Source organism: Deferribacter thermophilus, assembly GCF_049472675.1.
Classification (GTDB): domain Bacteria; phylum Chrysiogenota; class Deferribacteres; order Deferribacterales; family Deferribacteraceae; genus Deferribacter; species Deferribacter thermophilus.
Map to the genome: position 1 here is coordinate 93,297 of NZ_JAPNXM010000003.1, position 18,201 is coordinate 111,497.

General features: G+C 32.9%; 17 protein-coding genes. 5 read left to right on the top strand and 12 right to left on the bottom strand.

Annotation, left to right across the window (positions count from 1 at the left end; all coding sequences use genetic code 11):
* Nucleotides 1-60: 60 nt before the first annotated feature.
* A complete protein-coding gene (locus OWM07_RS03950; RefSeq protein WP_423302372.1) occupies nucleotides 61-1,662 on the bottom strand; it encodes an ABC transporter substrate-binding protein in 1,602 nt (533 codons plus the stop codon).
* A gap of 139 nt (nucleotides 1,663-1,801) precedes the next feature.
* On the bottom strand, nucleotides 1,802-3,523 hold the full coding sequence (locus tag OWM07_RS03955; protein ID WP_423302373.1) for a proline--tRNA ligase: 1,722 nt from the start codon (nucleotides 3,521-3,523) through the stop codon (nucleotides 1,802-1,804).
* Nucleotides 3,524-3,721: 198 nt separating this feature from the next.
* Here OWM07_RS03955 and OWM07_RS03960 point away from each other — a divergent pair, with 198 nt between their 5' ends.
* Together OWM07_RS03960 and OWM07_RS03965 are read left to right on the top strand one after the other, a co-directional pair.
* On the top strand, nucleotides 3,722-4,249 hold the full coding sequence (locus OWM07_RS03960; protein WP_423302495.1) for a TRAP transporter small permease subunit: 528 nt from the start codon (nucleotides 3,722-3,724) through the stop codon (nucleotides 4,247-4,249).
* Nucleotides 4,242-5,561, top strand: coding sequence for a TRAP transporter large permease (locus OWM07_RS03965; RefSeq protein WP_423302374.1), 1,320 nt, complete (start codon nucleotides 4,242-4,244; stop codon nucleotides 5,559-5,561). Before OWM07_RS03960 ends, OWM07_RS03965 begins: the two co-directional genes overlap by 8 nt.
* A gap of 27 nt (nucleotides 5,562-5,588) precedes the next feature.
* On the opposite strand, the gene OWM07_RS03970 is transcribed toward OWM07_RS03965, so the two are convergent.
* From OWM07_RS03970 to OWM07_RS04000, 7 genes are read right to left on the bottom strand one after another with little or no spacing between them, the layout of a single operon-like run.
* The gene (locus OWM07_RS03970; RefSeq protein WP_423302375.1) at nucleotides 5,589-7,082 is read right to left on the bottom strand and encodes a leucyl aminopeptidase family protein; all 1,494 of its coding nucleotides are present in this window, start codon (nucleotides 7,080-7,082) and stop codon (nucleotides 5,589-5,591) included.
* Nucleotides 7,079-7,909: a hypothetical protein gene (locus tag OWM07_RS03975; protein ID WP_423302376.1), complete on the bottom strand. Its 831-nt coding sequence runs from the start codon at nucleotides 7,907-7,909 to the stop codon at nucleotides 7,079-7,081. The genes OWM07_RS03970 and OWM07_RS03975 overlap by 4 nt, the downstream gene beginning before the upstream one ends.
* 44 nt (nucleotides 7,910-7,953) lie before the next feature.
* Nucleotides 7,954-9,603, bottom strand: a complete 1,650-nt coding sequence (locus OWM07_RS03980) for an acetate--CoA ligase (protein WP_423302377.1) — start codon at nucleotides 9,601-9,603, stop codon at nucleotides 7,954-7,956.
* Between the two features lie 13 nt (nucleotides 9,604-9,616).
* The gene (meaB, locus tag OWM07_RS03985; RefSeq protein WP_423302378.1) at nucleotides 9,617-10,504 is read right to left on the bottom strand and encodes a methylmalonyl Co-A mutase-associated GTPase MeaB; all 888 of its coding nucleotides are present in this window, start codon (nucleotides 10,502-10,504) and stop codon (nucleotides 9,617-9,619) included.
* A gap of 1 nt (nucleotide 10,505) precedes the next feature.
* Nucleotides 10,506-11,147 (bottom strand): enoyl-CoA hydratase/isomerase family protein, encoded by a 642-nt coding sequence (locus OWM07_RS03990; protein ID WP_423302379.1) that lies wholly within the window; start codon nucleotides 11,145-11,147, stop codon nucleotides 10,506-10,508.
* Entirely contained in the window at nucleotides 11,144-11,548 is a 405-nt protein-coding gene (locus tag OWM07_RS03995; protein ID WP_423302380.1) for a cobalamin B12-binding domain-containing protein, read from the bottom strand. The genes OWM07_RS03990 and OWM07_RS03995 overlap by 4 nt, the downstream gene beginning before the upstream one ends.
* Nucleotides 11,549-11,558: 10 nt before the next feature.
* On the bottom strand, nucleotides 11,559-12,344 hold the full coding sequence (locus tag OWM07_RS04000) for an enoyl-CoA hydratase/isomerase family protein (protein WP_423302381.1): 786 nt from the start codon (nucleotides 12,342-12,344) through the stop codon (nucleotides 11,559-11,561).
* 143 nt (nucleotides 12,345-12,487) lie between these two features.
* Between OWM07_RS04000 and OWM07_RS04005 the strand changes: the two genes are divergently transcribed.
* The 3 genes from OWM07_RS04005 to OWM07_RS04015 are packed head-to-tail and all read left to right on the top strand — an operon-like array spanning nucleotide 12,488 to nucleotide 15,127.
* Nucleotides 12,488-13,381, top strand: coding sequence for a selenium metabolism-associated LysR family transcriptional regulator (locus tag OWM07_RS04005; RefSeq protein ID WP_423302382.1), 894 nt, complete (start codon nucleotides 12,488-12,490; stop codon nucleotides 13,379-13,381).
* A complete protein-coding gene (mnmH, locus tag OWM07_RS04010; RefSeq protein WP_423302383.1) occupies nucleotides 13,381-14,460 on the top strand; it encodes a tRNA 2-selenouridine(34) synthase MnmH in 1,080 nt (359 codons plus the stop codon). Before OWM07_RS04005 ends, mnmH begins: the two co-directional genes overlap by 1 nt.
* Complete coding sequence (locus OWM07_RS04015) at nucleotides 14,405-15,127, top strand: septal ring lytic transglycosylase RlpA family protein (RefSeq protein WP_423302384.1); 723 nt, start codon at nucleotides 14,405-14,407, stop codon at nucleotides 15,125-15,127. The genes mnmH and OWM07_RS04015 overlap by 56 nt, the downstream gene beginning before the upstream one ends.
* A gap of 123 nt (nucleotides 15,128-15,250) precedes the next feature.
* On the opposite strand, the gene OWM07_RS04020 is transcribed toward OWM07_RS04015, so the two are convergent.
* From OWM07_RS04020 to OWM07_RS04030, 3 genes are read right to left on the bottom strand one after another with little or no spacing between them, the layout of a single operon-like run.
* Nucleotides 15,251-15,748 carry a hydrogenase maturation protease gene (locus tag OWM07_RS04020; protein WP_423302385.1) on the bottom strand — a complete coding sequence of 166 codons (498 nt, stop codon included), beginning with the start codon at nucleotides 15,746-15,748 and terminating at the stop codon, nucleotides 15,251-15,253.
* A gap of 39 nt (nucleotides 15,749-15,787) precedes the next feature.
* The gene (gene cybH, locus OWM07_RS04025) at nucleotides 15,788-16,465 is read right to left on the bottom strand and encodes a Ni/Fe-hydrogenase, b-type cytochrome subunit (RefSeq protein WP_423302386.1); all 678 of its coding nucleotides are present in this window, start codon (nucleotides 16,463-16,465) and stop codon (nucleotides 15,788-15,790) included.
* Nucleotides 16,466-16,474: 9 nt separating this feature from the next.
* Complete coding sequence (locus OWM07_RS04030) at nucleotides 16,475-18,187, bottom strand: nickel-dependent hydrogenase large subunit (protein WP_423302387.1); 1,713 nt, start codon at nucleotides 18,185-18,187, stop codon at nucleotides 16,475-16,477.
* Nucleotides 18,188-18,201: the final 14 nt, after the last annotated feature.

The following is an 18,201-nucleotide window of genomic DNA, read 5'->3' on the forward strand; positions in this document are numbered from 1 at the left end:
TTTTTACTAAAAATATTGTTTATTAATACTAAAAAGGGAGGCTTATGCCTCCCATAATAATTACTTTTCAAGCCAAACTTTATGAAATCTTCTTTTACCTACTGGATCAAGTTTAAATCCCATCACATTCTTTCTCATTGGCTCAACAACTATAGAGTGAGCAATTGGAACCCATGGTACATCTTTATGAAATACTTCCTGTGCTTTTCTGTAAAGCTCAGCTCTTTTCTCTTTATCTGTAATAACTTTTGCTTTTTCTACCAATTCATCAAACTCTTTACTTTTATAAAATGCGATATTCTGAGCAGGTTTTACCGCAGCCTTTGAACTCAGCAATACATAAAGGAAGTTATCAGGATCACCATTATCACCAGTCCAACCAAGAAGAGCCATAGAGTGCTCACCGTATTTAGTTTTTTGTAAATATGTACCCCAATCGTAAGATACGATTTTTGCCTTTATCCCCACTTTTGCAAGGTCAGCCTGAATAGCCTCAGCTACCTTTCTCCCGTTTGGCATATATGGCCTTGGCACAGGCATAGCCCATATATCTGTTTCAAAACCGTTTGGATAACCAGCTTTTTTTAGCAACTCTTTTGCTTTTGCAGGGTTATACTCATAATCTTTAATATCATCATTGTAAGACCACATTGTTGGTGGGATAGGGTTTTTAGCAGGAACACCAAAACCAGCATAAACAGCTTTTACAATCTCTTTTTTATTGATTGCATAATAAATCGCTTTTCTAACAAGAGGGTTGTCAAAAGGTTTCTTTTCTGTATTCATTGCAAGATAACCTACATTTAACCCTTCCTGTTTAACAATCTTTATATTTGGATTTTTCTCTAAGTCAGCAACCTCTTCAGGATTTGGGAAATCCATTATATGGATCTGCCCTGTTTTAAGCTCTGCTGCCCTAACAGAGTTGTTTGGAATAACTTTTAATATCAATCTATCAATATAAGGCCTTCCTGCCCAATACTCTTTATTTGCTTTAAAGATGATCCTATCATCTTTTATCCATTTTACAAATACAAAAGGCCCAGTACCAACAGGGAATCTACCGATATCTTCAGGATGACCTTCTTTCAAAAGCTTGTCTGCATATTTTTTACAAAGGATAGAAGCAAAATCCATTGCAAGGTTTGCGATAAAAGGTGCTTCAGGCTTTTTCAAGATAAATTTTACAGTGTATTTATCAACTTTAACAATATCTTTTACAATATTGCTCATATCCATAGCTTGCCAGTATTCAAAAGCACCACCTACCTTATGATAAGGATGATTTGGATCCATCTGTCTCTTTAAAGAAAAGATTACATCATCAGCTGTAAACTCTACATCTTCATTAAAATATTTGGTTTTATGAAACTTAACCCCTTTTCTAAGATGAAATGTGTACTCCAATCCATCTTTACTTACTTCCCAGCTTTCTGCTAACGCTGGTTCAATCTCAGTAGTACCATATTTAAACTGTACTAAGTTGTCATAAATTTGAGTTGTTGCATAAAAAGTCTCACCATCAGTTGCATGAGCAGGATCCATAGTAACAGAATCACCACCTCTACCAAAAACAAGTGTTCCACCATATCTTGGAGCTGCAAACAGTAATGTTGAAAACAGTAACAACATTACGCTTACAAATAATAACAGCTTTCTCATAATTCCTCCTTTTAAGTTTTTGTGAGAGATAGAATATCAGAATTGATTTAAATTTCAAGAAAAATAAAATACTGTTTAATTTATATAAACTTTGTTTGATTAAATCAAAAAAAAGAGGGCTATATAGCCCTATAAATATTTAAATCTTCCTATTTCTTAAATCATCTAGCAATTGCATAGTTTTTGCAATAGCATCCTCTTTTTTCACTTCTACAGTCTCTTTTGTTTTTCTGATAAATATTTCCACATTCCCCTTAGCAAGAGCCTTTGCACCTACATTTATTCTTAGAGGATACCCTACCAAATCAGCATCGTTAAATTTCACACCTGCTCTTTCATCTCTATCATCTATTAACACATCCACATTATTATTCTTAAGTTTTAGATATAAAGTTTCAGAAAGATTAACAACATCTTCAGAATTTGTATTGATAGGAACAATAACCACTTCAAATGGTGCTATTTGAACAGGCCAGATTATCCCCTTTTCATCGTGATTTTGCTCAATTGCAGCTGCCGCTGTCCTACCAATCCCAATACCGTAACAACCCATTACCATAAGCTTTTGCTTGCCATCTTTGTCCAAATAATAAGCATTCATAGCTTTTGAATATTTTGTCCCAAGTTTAAATATATGCCCTACTTCAATCCCTTTAGTAATCTTGTATTCACCCTCTTTACATCTTGCACATTTATCCCCTGGAACAGCATTTCTAAAATCACCAAAACCATCAACCTCAAAATCTCTTCCAAGGTTTGAATTTATCTGATGTTTATCTTTTTCGTTTACACCCAACACAAAATTTTTCATATATTTAATTTCATAATCTGCATAGACAGGAATATCCAAACCTTTTGGCCCAGAAAATCCAACAGGACCGCCTGTTATCCTCAAGATATCTTCCTCATCAGCAAATTCCACATAAGGCAAATCAAAGAAATTCTTTACCTTAGCAAGATTAAGCTCTCTATCACCTCTAATGAGTATTGCAAAAAACTTATCTTCTGATTTTAAAATAAGAGTCTTAACATGTTTATGTGGTGGGATACCCAAATAATCAGCCACATCCACAACTTTTTTGATATCTTTAGTTGTCACAACTTCTGGCTCTTTCAAAGGCTCATCTGATTCTACACCTTCATCAAGCACTGGAGCCTTTTCAATATTTGCAGCAAAGTCGCAATTTGTACAACTAATTACAAAATCCTCTCCTGTATCAGCAGTTACCATAAACTCATGGGAAAAATTACCACCAATAGCACCTGAGTCCGCTTCAACTACTACAAAATCAAGGCCACACGCCTCAAATATTTTACAATAAGCTTCATACATGAGCATATAGCTTTTTTCCGCCCCCTCATCATCCACATCAAAGGAGTAGGCATCCTTCATAATAAACTCTCTACCCCTCATCAAACCGAATCTTGGTCTCACTTCATCTCTAAATTTTGTCTGAATCTGATAAAGGTTTAAAGGCAGCTGCTTATAAGATTTTACTTCATTTCTTACAATATCTGTCACTACCTCTTCATGAGTTGGGCCAATACAAAAGTCTCTATCATGTCTATCTTTGAGCCTTAATAACTCTTTTCCATAGACATTCCATCTACCACTTTCTATCCAAAGTTCTGCAGGGACAACTGCTGGCATAAGTATCTCAATAGCTCCTGCTTCATTCATATACTTTCTAACAATATTTTCTACTTTTCTTATAACTTTTAAGCCTGCTGGTAAATAGTTATAAATACCAGCCGCAACTTTTCTTATCATACCAGCTCTAAGCATAAATTTATGACTTACAACCTCGGCTTCGCTTGGATCCTCTCTTAAAGTGGGTAAAAAATATTGACTTAATCTCATATTATAGCCCCCTAAATTTTTTGGCTACTTTAACAAATTATATTTTCTTTTTCAATTGTTATTAAATAATAAACATTCTGGACAAACTATAAGATTAACTTAATTCAGCAATACTAAACATTGTATTATGCTTGACTTAGCAATAAAAAAAGCATATATGAAGGGAAAAATCCATCCAAGGAGGTTAACTTGAAGTTAATGGCCAAAATAATGAATTTAATTGACTCGTTTAATGAAAAATTTGGATTAATAGTTACATGGCTTTCTACTTTGATGGTTTTGGTTGTTTGTTATGATGTTACTACTAGATATCTCTTTAAAAAAAGTTCTGTTGCTGTTCAAGAGTTAGAGTGGCACCTATTTGGATTCCTTTTCTTACTTGGAGCTGCTTACACATTAAAGCATGATAGGCATGTAAGAGTTGATGTTATTTACGATAAACTCAGTGAAAAGAAAAAAGCATTAATTAATATTTTAGGAACAATTTTATTTCTTATCCCATTTTCACTTTTAATAATTTATACTTCTAAAAATTTTGTAATCAATTCATTTCTTATCAAAGAAGGCTCTCCAAACCCTGGTGGCCTCCCCTACAGGTTTATATTAAAAAGTGCAATTCCAGTTGGTTTCTTTCTTGTCTTATTGCAGGGGATTTCATTGCTTATAAGAAACTTCTTTATTTTAACAGACAAACAAGAATATCTCAAAGGAGCTGACAATGACTGAAGCTATGCCACTAATCCTATTTATTACAGTTTTCAGTCTATTACTCTTAGGCTTTCCTGTTGCATTCACTTTAGGTGGTGTTTCCCTTTTCTTTGGCCTTGCAACTTTTGGTTTGGACTTCTTTAACCTCCTTCCTCTTAGAATTTGGGGTACAATCACAAATGTTGTGCTAATAGCCGTTCCTCTTTTTGTATATATGGGAGTTATGTTTGAAAAATCAGGTTTAGCAGAAGAACTATTAGAAACTATGGCTCTATTTTTTGGAAGTTTACGAGGTGGTCTCGCTATATCCGTTGTAGTAGTTGGTGCTTTACTTGCAGCATCAACAGGTATAGTGGGTGCAACAGTTGTTACAATGGGGCTTTTAAGTTTACCTACAATGCTTAAAAGAAACTATTCTCCTGAGCTTGCCACTGGAACTATTTCTGCTTCAGGTACATTAGGACAAATTATCCCTCCTAGCATTGTTTTAGTATTATTAGGCTCTGTTCTTAATGTAGATATTGGTTCTATGTTTATGGGAGCAGTTATACCAGGTCTTATGCTTGTTGCTTTATATATCTTATACATTATAATAATGACTATTTTAAAACCAGAAAGTTGCCCTGCAATGCCGAAAGAAGAGATAGAAGCTTTTAGAAAAGAAGGGATGTACAAAAGAATTATTACTGCTTTCTTACTTCCATTCATATTAATTTTGGCAGTTCTTGGTTCAATTTTTGCAGGTATAGCGTCTCCCACTGAAGCTGCTGCTGTAGGTGCTTTTTTTGCAACAATATTAACAGCAATTAAAGGTAAATTAAATTATAAAACCTTAAAAGCTGTTATGATTGAAACTACATATTTAACTTGTATGGTTTTTATTTTATTGGTTGGTGCAACTGCTTTTGGTCTTGTTTTTAGAGGTATGGGTGGGGATAATTACATCAGAGAACTTATAATAAATGCTAATTTATCTGTAGGTATGTTTACTTTCTTGGTCATGCTTGTAGTATTTATTGCTGGTTTCTTTATAGATTTTATAGAAATTACTTTTATTCTTGTGCCAGTTGTTGCTCCTATTTTTGAACACTTTGGTGTTGACTTGCTCTGGCTCGGAATTTTGTTTGCAGTAAACCTTCAAACATCATTTTTAACACCACCTTTTGGATTCTCCTTATTTTACTTAAAAGGGGTGGCGCCACCAGAGGTTACTACAATGCATATTTACAAAGGGATTATACCATATATCATAATACAATTAATAGTTTTGGCTATGGTGGCTTTTTGGCCAGAAGTTGTCCTTTGGTTACCTAAAATCATAAGTTATTAAAAAAGGGGAGGTTACTCCCCTTTTTTATTATTTATCCACATAAAATCTGTTTATAAAATTATACACCAATCTTAAACCAAAACCTGTTGCACCTTTACCAAAAATAGGGTGTTTTTCTTCTATATATGCAGGTCCTGCTATATCCAAATGAATCCACGGATAGTTATCAACAAACTCCTGTAGAAATAAAGCTGCAATTATGGAGCCTGCTTCACCTCTTTTTTTAGCAATATTTATCAAATCAGAAATATCACCTTTTATCCTATCCTTATATTCTTCATATAATGGCAATTCCCATATATCTTCACAAAGGTCATAAGAAATATCAGAGATATTTTTTGCAAGAAATTTTCTGTTTGAAAAAAGACCTGCACAATACGAACCAAGTGCCACAACACAAGCCCCAGTCAAAGTAGCCATATCTATTATAACCTCTGGGTCAGTTTTTGTGGCTTCATAAAGAGCATCTGCTAAGATAAGTCTCCCCTCAGCATCTGTATTTAATATTTCCACAGTTTTACCTGATTTTGACTTTATAATATCACCAGGTTTATAAGACTCATGGCTAATGATATTTTCCACAAGCGGAATGTATGCATAAACATTTATCTTTTCATTTAAATCGTGAAGAGTCTTTATAACCCCAAAAACTGTTGCAGCACCAGCCATATCAGTTTTCATTGTTTCTATATGACCTGTTGGTTTTAAATTCATCCCCCCTGAGTCAAAAGTGACCCCTTTTCCAACTAATGCTATATTTTCTTCACTATCAGGATTTCCTTTATACTCAAGCTTAACCATGCAAGGCTTATTTACACCACCTTTACCCACAGCTACAATCAGCTCAAAACCTTCTTTTTTTAATCTTTCAAAATCAAAAATAGTGACCTTAAATCTATCACTTTCAAACTGTTTCATAAAATCAGCAAATATTTGAGGTGTCAAATCTGCATGAGGCAAATTTACTAAATCTCTCACCATATTAACATTATTAAAAATTATATCCAGCTTACCCATTTCATCATCAAAAACCTTTTTTGTCTTATTACTATTTGTAATTATCTCTATCTCTTCTAATTCATATTCATTCTTTTTACTTTTATATCTATCAAATTCATATAAACCGAAGTAAATCCCTTCGATAAAGGACTTTGTATAATTAAAATCTTTTCTCTCATTGTATATATCTTCAATGGAAAGAATAGAAAATGTATAAATTTTATCTTTCTTTAATATTTCTGCAAATTTACTCCCCAACTTCATATAATCTCTGTATTCTTCAGGCTCTTTTGGAATATTAATCAAGTATACTTTTTTAATCTTTTTGTTAATTTCGATATAAAAACTTTTAATTTCATTGTCTTCAAAGTAGAAAAAATCAGAGTTTAAAATCTTTTTGATTTCATCTTCAACCCTTTTACCTGTTAAAGCCTTTAAATTTTCTATATTTTTATAAACAGGGATAACAATAGCCTCTTTTTTGCTACCTAACGCTATCTTTTTTCTACAAACTATCTTCATTGTACTTCTCCTTTCACCATAAAGGTGTTAACATTTAATTTTTTATTAATTGGTTTATACATCTTAATATCGTTAAATTCAACACCTAAACCTTCTTTTAAAACACCATCATGTATTGCCCAACTCCTACCCCATACACTATCCCAATAACTCCTCTTTCTAAAAATATTTGAATCATCAAGTAATTTATACAATCTACCATTGGGATAAAATTCACTATCAATTTCTAACATAAATTTTTTACCCGAAATATATCCAAACCCCTTCTTCTCATAAAAAATAGCACTAGCATATCCTAAGGGATCAGTTTCTATTAAATGTTTTTCTGTTAATCTACAAAAAGTTTCCAATTTATCTAAAACTTCATCAAATAATTTTAAACCTTTTCTAGTCTGATGAGGATAAAGTCCAGCCTGCAATGCTCTTATCTCTTCTTCAATATTTCGTTCAGCTGTAGCAAAATAATTTCTATGACCAAACCTATCATGATATACATTATAAAAATCAGCTTTTGGATCACAAATTACTATTAATGATAATTCAAGTTGATAATAAATTGTATCTGCTAACTCTAATAAAAATATCCAATCTTTTTGTCTGCTATCAGTTTTAATCTCTATCTTTACAAAATCTGTGCCAGAATCACAAAATATTCTGACAAAATATTTATCTTTTAATGTACTAAAATCTTTAATATTTAACAATTGATAAAGCTTTTGAGGTATAAAAAATGAATAAATTTTCTCTTTTATCTCATGAGGTAATCTATTAATTTCTTGTAAATAATGCAAATCATACTTTTTGACAAAATTTTCTATTTCATTCAAGTAAAACTCCAAAAAAGGTTGGCATTAAAGCCAACCAAACACCTCTAATTATTTCCACCTCTAAGTTTTCTTTCCTCTTCCATCTTTCTGAGCTCAACTCTCCTAATTTTACCACTAACAGTCTTTGGTAACTCTTTCACAAATTCCACTTCTCTTGGATATTTATAAGGAGCAGTTTCTCTCTTTACATGTTCTTGAATATCTTTAACTAATTCATCTGATGGCTCAAAACCTGGCTTTAAGACAATAAAAGCCTTAACAATAGTCCCCCTTATCTTATCAGGAGAGCCAACGACTGCACTTTCTGCAACAGCTGGATGTGATTGTAAAGCACTTTCCACTTCAAATGGCCCAATCCTATAACCACTTGCTTTAATAACATCATCTGCTCTACCGACAAACCAGAAATAGCCATCTTCATCTTTATAAGCCTTATCACCAGTAAAATACCAATCACCTCTAAAGGCTTCTTTGGTAGCCTCTTCATTTTTATAATACCCTTTAAAAACTCCTATTGGGTGATCAGGTTTTACTTTTATTGCTATATGCCCCACTTCTCCCACTGGCACAGGTTTCCCATCATCATCAACTATATCAACATGAAAACCAGGAGTAGGTTTCCCCATCGATCCAGGTTTTATTTTCAAACAAGGGAAGTTTGCAATAGTATTTACTGTCTCTGTCTGACCATAACCGTCATAAATAGTCGTCCCAGTATATTCTTTCCAAATTCTAATCACTTCTGGATTTAAAGGTTCCCCAGCACTTATAGAGTGTCTGAGTTGGCTAAAATCATATTTTTTTAAATCTTGCAAAATAAGCATCCTATATGCAGTAGGTGGTGCACAAAATGTAGTAACACCATATTTTTCCATAATATATAAATGTTTTTCAGGATCAAACTTATCTGCTGCATTGTGCATTAAAACAGTTGTTCCTATTATCCACTGTCCAAACATTTTACCCCATACTGCTTTACCCCAGCCAGTATCACTCAAAGTCCAGTGCAAATCCTTTGGTGTCAAATCTTGCCAAAATTTAGCGGTAATAAGATGTGCAAGAGCATAAGAGTGTTCATGCATAACCATTTTTGGAAATTTTGTAGTTCCGCTTGTAAAATATATAATCAAAGGGTCTGTGCTTTTGGTAGGCTCTACTTCTTCTTTATTTAACTTATCAGATGCTTTTGACATCAGCTCATCGAAATCTTCCCAATCCTCATATTTGCCACCAATTACAATTTTTTCCTGTAGTGAAGGTAATTCTAACCCTTCAAATTTATCTACACTTTCAACATGAACTACAGCTCCCTTAGCTTCTGCTGCATCAATCCTATATTTTATATCCTTTGGTTTCAGTATCTTTGGTGCTGGCATTGGTATTACACCAACTTTAAAACAACCAAGCATTACAGAATACCAATCTGGTATTCTTGGAACCATAACATAGAGTTTATCCCCTTTTTTAAACCCTTTAGCTCTTAAAACATTTGCAAATTTATTGGACATTTTCATAAGGTCATAAAATGTATACTTTTGATGTGTATCGCCATCAGTGTCTACCCAAATAAGCGCTAATTTACTCCTATCCTCCGCCCATTTATCAATCACATCAAAACCAAAATTGTAATATACTGGCACATCAATTTTAAAGTTTTTTACTGTTTCTTCATAGTTTTGCATATTATGAGCCATTATTACCTCCAATTTATTTATAATTAAGAATATATTCGTTGATAATCCTATATGGATCTTTTAATTTTTTCAAGTAATCAATAAACTTATCTTTTGTTAATAATTTTTTTTCTATCTTTTCCTTTAAGTATTGTTTTGCGATATAATACAACCTTTCATAATGCTTAGAATTAGATAACTTTTTATGTTCCTTTATAAAATTTGCTAACTCTTCAACCCCTTCACCTTTAGTTGCAACTGTTTTTACAATTGGTGGCTTCCAGCTCCTTTTAGGTGAAAGCTCAATCATCATTTCTAAGTCTCTAATAGTTCTAACAGCCTCATCTTTATCTGCTTTATTAACTACAAATATATCACCTATTTCTAAAACACCAGCCTTTATAGCCTGAATATCATCTCCTAAACCAGGAACGCTGACCACCAAACATGTATCAGCTACATAGGCAATATCCACCTCATCCTGTCCAACCCCTACAGTTTCAATAATAACAATGTCAAATCCAGCAGCATCAAAAATCATAGCTATTTCAACAGCTGAGCTTGATAATCCACCTAAATGCCCCCTTGTAGCAACACTTCTTATAAACACACCATCATCACTTGCATGTTCACTCATCCTAATTCTATCACCAAGTATTGCACCGTGAGAAAATGGGCTTGATGGATCTATAGCGACAACAGCTACTGTTTTATCTTCTTTTCTAAAATGTTTAATAATCTCATTAGTTAAAGTAGATTTTCCTGCACCTGGAGCTCCAGTAATACCAATAAAATGTGCTTTTCCACAATAATCTAAAAGTTTACTAACCTCTTCTTCATAACCATCAACCCTATCATCAACTACTCTTATTAATTTTGCTAATGCCCTTTTATCACCCTTTAAAACCCTTTCATAAAACATTTTATCTACCTTTATTTACCATCTGTTTAAGATAATAAATATGAACTCTATTTTTGTTTATAATTTTTTTTACAAACTCATCCACAAAGCTTCTCATAGTAGCCTTATCTTCAAAAATTTTTAATAAAAATCCACCTTCATAAAGAAACTTGGCATCATATAAATCACCTGTGATAAAAAATTCTTGATAGTAGCTAAATTTCATCAATCTGGGAATTCTTTGTGTTCCGCCAAAGCCTGTTATAATGCCTAATTTAGATCCAGGATGAGCAAATTTACTTTTTTTTGTTGCAAACCTAAAATCTGCTGACGCTGCAAAATCTACCCCTCCACCCATGCAAAAGCCATCAATTTCGGCTATTACAACTTGTGGCAGCTCTTGCAATAAATTAAATAATCTGTTGCCCAATCTCGAAAACCCCTTTGCATCATATCCAGAATATCCAAGCATTGTCCTAATATTTGCTCCAACTGCAAAGGAACCGCCTTCTCCAAAAATTCTGATAACTTTAACTGGTGAATCTATCAAAACTTTTATTTTAGCAATTATCTCTTTAATAGTTGAAGTATTAAGAATGTTAAATCGATCCTCTGGTTTTAAATTTAGATAAGCTATCTCATCTTGTATATTTAGCTCAATCATGCTGCGTCTTTTGGTTTAACATTTTCTTCAATAAATTTTATTATTTCTGAAGTTGGGGTTCCTGGGGTAAAAATCTTTTTAACCCCTTTAGATAACAAAAATGGTATATCATCCTCAGGTATCACTCCACCACCAAATACTACGATATCTTCAGCACCTTTCTCTTTTAATAATTGCACTATCTTAGGAAATACAGTATTATGGGCACCAGATAAAATACTTATACCTATGGCATCAACATCTTCTTGTATCGCCGTATTAACTATTGCTTCAGGTGTTTGCCTTAAACCAGTATAAATAACTTCATAACCTGCATCCCTTAGTGCTCTTGCAACTACTTTTGCGCCTCTGTCATGCCCATCAAGCCCAGGTTTTGCAATTAAAACTCTCACTTTACGCATAACATCCTCCCTATAACTTTTTAAACTCTTCCCATCTATCTTTAAATATCGGTTTTCTTTTTTCTAAAAAGGCTGTCATCCCCTCTTTTTTATCTTTACTTGCAAACGCCACTGTAAAAGCATTTTGCTCTAATAGTAAAGCCTTATCTAAATCAATCTCAACACCATTATTAATAACTTCTTTAGCAAGACCTATTGCAAATATACTGCGTTCTTTAATTTTATCTTTAAGCTCATTTAAAAATCTTTCCATCTCAGCTATATTTTCAAATATCTTAGCAATAAACCCTTTTTCGTATAAAACAGATGCATCTACTAATTCACCCGTAAAAACCAAGTATTTAGTAAATGTTTCATAAATTCTTCTACTCATTAATTGTGTACCACCAAAACCTGAAATAATCCCATAATTTGTTTCAGGAAAACCAAATCTACTCCTTTTTGTAGCAAAAATAATATCCGAGGCTAAAGCCAACTCAAAGCCACCTCCTAAAGCATCCCCATCAACCATAGAAATAACTATCTTTTTTATATCTCTTATCCTTTTAATTAACCTCTGCCCCAAAAAAGAGTATATTTTTGAGTCAGCCTCATTAAAATTGATTAATTCATCAAGATTATAGCCAGAACAAAACTGCTTTAGCCTACTTTTTAGTACAATCAAATCAATATTTGGGTCATTTTCATATTCGTTTAAAACTTCATATATCCTCTTTAAATTCTCTGTATTTAAATAAGGGTCTAAATCAAACAGAATATATCCGATATTATCTTCTATAAGCCTTATTATTTCCATTCAATAAGCTCCTATTATACAGCATGTTTATAAATTTAAAAAATAATAAAACATTGTTAGCTCAAAATCAAGCACTATATTTTTTCTTTACTTATTGATTTTTTCTATACTATAATTAGTATAACAAAAAAGTGAGGTTAAATATGGATTTCAAACAGATAGAAGCATTTGTCTATGTTGCAAAATATAAAAGCTTTTCAAAAGCCGCTGAGAAACTGTTATTGAGTCAACCAACAGTTTCAACCCACATAAATACTTTAGAAGAAGAACTTGGAGTTAAACTTTTTGAAAGACTATCTAAAGAGGTCATCTTAACTGAGGCTGGCAACCTATTTTACCCCTATACTGTTGATATGTTAGATTTGAGAGAAAGAGCTTATGAAGCAATCAAGGAGTTTTTACATGACATTAGTGGTCAGATTAGGATTGGTTCCAGCACGATACTTTCAGAGTTTATTTTACCTAAAGCTATCAAAGAGTTTCAAGAGAAACATCCAAAAACTTACTTCAACATAGATGCTGGTAATTCTCAATCAATAATTCAAAGGGTTTCTGATGGTATTTTAGATTTTGCTATTGTATCAAGAAAGATACCCAAAAAAGGGCTCGATTACACTCATTTTTTGAAGGATAAGATTATCTTGGCTGTTTATAAAGATCACCCTTTTTATACGAGAGATAGTATCTTCTTAGAAGAAATTTTACATGAAAAATTTATCGTCAGAGAGTTAGGTTCAGGTACACGAGCAGCTGTGGAATATGCATTAAAACAAAAGGGCTATGACTTTGACACCTTAAAAGTAGTAGCTACAGTAAGTACTTCTCATGCAGTATTACATAGTGTTAAGAGAAAATTAGGTATTGGTTTCATGAGCGAATATGCTTTAAAAAATGAAATTTGTGGAGATGAAGTAATTGGAGTCCCTATAGTTGACTTGGTAGTTGAAAAGGATATTTACTTAGTGCATAACAAGAAAAAAACTCTACGAAATTCTGTAAAACAATTTTTGGACATTCTTAAGAAAATAAGTTACTGATGTTATTTATAAAAAGGGTTGAATTAGACTATATACTAAATAAAGGGATTTCAAGCTTTAATCTTATTGATGCAAGAGCTCCCATAGAATTTAAAGAAGATCATATACCTACTTCCATTAATATCCCTTTACTAAATGATGAGGAGCGAAGTATAGTTGGAACTATTTATAAACAAAAAGGATCATCAGAGGCAAAACTCAAAGCTGTTGATTTAGTAAGTCCAAAATTACCTGATATTATTCGAAAAATCAAAAAAGCAATCGAAAATGGAAAAGAAACAATTATTTATTGCTGGCGAGGTGGTGATCGAAGTGAAACAATGGCTGCCCTTGCAAAATTAGCTGGCTTAAATGTAAACAAATTAACAGGTGGTTATAAAGTTTTTAGAAAACATGTCTTCAATTTTTTTAATGAGAGATTAGCTAATAACTATAAACCGATTTTGATAATACTTTATGGCCCCACAGGTAGTGCTAAAACTAAAATTTTACAAGAGTTGGAAAATATTAACTATCCAGTTTTAAATATTGAAAATTGCGCTTGTCATAAAGGTTCAAGCTTTGGTTTTATTGGCGAGCCAGAATTTGAAAATATCACTCAAAAAAAGTTTGAATCAAAACTATGGTACTCATTTTATAAGAACAAATTCCCAAATTATTTAATAACTGAAGGGGAGAGTAAAAAAATAGGAAAAGTCACAATTCCAGATAGCTTATTCAAACTTTTTAAAAATGGTATTTCAATTCTGATGGAACCCTCATTTGAGTTTAGAGTAAACTATACTTTAAAAACCTATTTACCTTACACTGATAAATCATCTGTTTTAACAGCTTTAAATCATATAAAAAAATATTTAGGCACCAAAAATGTAGAGTTACTTTTTAATTACTTTGAAAAAAAACATTTTTATGATTTTGTAAACTTACTACTAAAAAACTACTACGATCCATTATACAAAAAGTCATTTCCCAAAAAAGTCGATTATAAAGTATCTTATAATTCTATAGATGAAGGGGTTAAAAGTGTTAAGGAAATCATCGATCTTTATTTGTTTAGTACTAACACTGCTAATTTTTAGCTGTACCAGCAAACACTCCCCAGTTATAAAGGAATCAAAAGGTATCACTTATGGAAGACCTTATGTTATTCACGGGAAAAAATATTATCCATATACAAAAATAAAAAGTTTTCAACAAGTTGGAATAGCCTCATGGTATGGAAGTGAAGAGCATGGAAAATTGACAGCAAGTGGAGAAAGATTTAATATGTACGCATTAACAGCTGCTCACAAACTACTCCCACTTGGTAGTTATGTTCATGTCAAAAATTTAGAAAACGGAAAAGAGGTTATAGTAAAAATCAATGATAGAGGACCTTTTGTTAGCGGTAGAATAATCGATCTTTCTTATGCAGCAGCTAAAAAGATTGGTATCGTTGAAAAAGGGCTTGCAAAAGTAAAAATAACTCTTCTTTCAGAAAACCCTGATTTTTACAGATTTAAAGGGAAAAAATACGATATAAATAATGGAAACTTTGCCATTCAAATAGGTTCCTTTACAATGTATAAAAATGCTAAAAGATTAGCTGATCTATATTATAACTCTAAAATTGTAAAAGTTTATCTAAAGGGTAAAACATTTTATCGAGTACAACTTACAGGGTATCACTCACTTGAAAAGGCTGAGAGAGCTCTCAAAAAGTTAAAATACAAATATCCAGGTGCTTTCATTGTAGCAAATGATTAAAAAAAATTATAAGAACATCTATATATTAGTTTTGTATTTTACAAAATTATTTATACTTTATTTGTGAAACTTTTAGTCCTCTAAGGTGTTAATATCTATTCCAACAAAAATTAAATAGCTCTTTTAAGGGACTTTATGATTTCCATCTTTAAGTTTAGAAATAAGCCCTTCAATCTCAGATTTTACTGCCTCTTCAAGTTTATTTAAACCATCTAATACTTCTTTAGAAAACTGTTGATCCATATTGATATCTTTAATTTGTATCCCATACATTACGACATATTCTGGTTTCATATCAACTAGCTCTGCAGCAGTTAATATATCCTTTAGACCCATCTGATGAGGGGACAATTTACTTTCAAATACAGCATGTATATCATCACCTTCAATTTTTACAACAGTTCCTGGTTTTAAGTCCAGATCCACAGCATCGACAATAATGAGATGAGTAACATCAGAAAGATGAGGAACAATATCAAGCCCCAATGTGCCACCATCCATAAAGTGCAAAAATGGGTATTTATTTAAATCATATTGTTTCTGTAATCTATAAATAATTTCTAATCCTGCAGCATCATCGTTCATTAAAAGATTCCCTAAACCTAAAACTAATATCTTCATCACACCCTCAAAAAAATAGCCGCCTGATGGCGGCTTTTATTAATGATTTCTTTCAGGCTTCCAACCTGAAAAGATAGAACTGATTTCTCCAGATTGAGTTTTAAAGTCAAAAATGACTGCTGAGTACAAGTGATTAATTACAAACCCAGCTATTAGATACATAACCAAATAATGGAAAAATCTAACCCACTGGTTACTTGCAATGGAAAATACCCATGATGTAAGTGAGTAGAGGGTTGAGTTAGGATCAGCTTGAGCCCACAATGCAAATCCAGTAATTATCTGTAAAATAAAAAGATTAAAAAGAACAATATAAGCAAGAAGTGCCACTGGGTTATGCCCCAGTGTATGTGGAGGATCTTTCTCTAAAAATGTGTAGTATTTAATGTAGGAAAAAAATATTTTCCTATCCTCTTTCTTAAGAGGATTAGCAAAAGATCTCCAGCTTGAATACCTATTTCCTACAAACAACCAGAATAATCTTAAAATAACACTAAAAGCAAATATCATCCCAACAAGATAATGGATATACCTGATTGTTCCCATTACATAAACACCATACCTTGAGGAAGCAGAAATAAATGGATAGTGGATATACAAACCTGTAAAAGATAATATTATTATCGAAAAAACATTTAGCCAGTGGCTGATTCTAACAGGAGCTTCCCAAACATAAACATATCTTCTAACTGGACATTTTGCATTTACATTAGCCATAGTGGCCCCCTATAATACCTTCACTTTAGAACGAAGTTTCCCTTTTTCATCATATACATGCACTGCACATGCAAGACATGGGTCAAAAGAGTGAATTGTTCTTAATATTTCAATTGGTTTTTCTGGATCAGCAATAGGTGTCCCAATTAGTGATTCTTCGTATGGGCCTCTTTGCCCTTTTGCATCTCTTGGGCCAGCATTCCAAGTGGATGGAACTATAGCCTGATAATTTTTTATCTGTTTATTCTCAATCACAATCCAATGCCCTAAAGAACCCCTTGGAGCTTCATGCCAGCCATAACCAGCTGCTTTTGATGGCCAAGTTTCTGGATCCCATTTTTCACCATTATGTATAGATAAATCACCAGACTTGATATTAGCAACAAGCATATCAATCCACTTATACAATCTGTTAACTGTAATAAGTGTTTCTATACCTCTTGCCGCTGTTCTACCCAAAGTAGAAAATAGTACTTCTGGACCAGCACCAAGCTTTTTCAATGCCCAGTCAACAGCATCTTTGATCTCTTTATGCCCTTTTGCATAACCTACAACCATTCTTGCTAAAGGACCAACTTCCATCGGTTTATCATCATATCTTGGAGCTTTAACCCATGAGTATTTATTATCCACATCTAAGTAGTCATAAGGTGGTTTTGGACCTGTATATTTCCAATTGGACTCACCATCAAATGGGTGTTTACCTTTATCATCCCCACCTGTATACTCATACCAGGAATGAGTTACATACTCAGTAATCTTTTTCTGATCAACATCTAAAACCTTACTAATATCTGCATTTAACACTATACCTGAAGGGATCCATAAGCCATTTGGATAACCAGATTGATCTTCTGGATACTCACCATAAGATAAGAAGTTTTTAACTCCAGCACCAATAGACGCCCACTCAGGATAAAATTGTGCTACAGCCAAAAGATCTGGTATATAAACCTTTTCTACAAATTCTTTTGCCATATTAACAAATTCTTTTATTTGAGCAATTCTATCAGCATTTAAAGCATTTTGACTGTTTGGATCAACAGGTATAGACATACCACCAACAAGGAAAGTTTGTGGATGTGGGTTCTTAGAACCTAAAATAGCATGTATTTTGATAATCTCTTTTTGTAAGTGTAATGCTTCAAGATAGTGAGCAACTGCCATTAAATTTGCTTCTGGTGGCAACTTGTAAGCTGGGTGTCCCCAGTAAGCATTTCCAAATGGCCCAAGCCTTCCTGTTTTAGCAAACGCAGCAACTTTATTCTGCACAGTTCTAAAATAATCTTCACTAGAATATTTCCAATCAGATATACTCTGCTGTAAAGCAGCTGTTTTCTTTGGATCAGCTTTGAGTGCTGAGACAATATCAACCCAATCCAATGCATGTAAATGATAAAAATGTATTACATGGTCCTGAACATTTTGAATACCAATGATGATATTTCTTATCATCTCAGCATTGAATGGAACTTTTATCCCTAAAGCATTTTCTACAGCTCTAATTGAAGCAATAGAATGAACTGTTGTACAAACACCACAAAATCTTTGAGTAAAATACCAAGCATCTCTAGGATCTCTACCCTGCAGGATTTTTTCTACACCTCTAAACATAGTAGAGCTAGACCAGGCATCTACAATTTTTCCATTTTCTACTTTAGCCTCTATTCTTAAATGCCCTTCTATCCTAGTAATTGGATCAACTACTATTCTATTTGCCATAGCTTACACCCCAC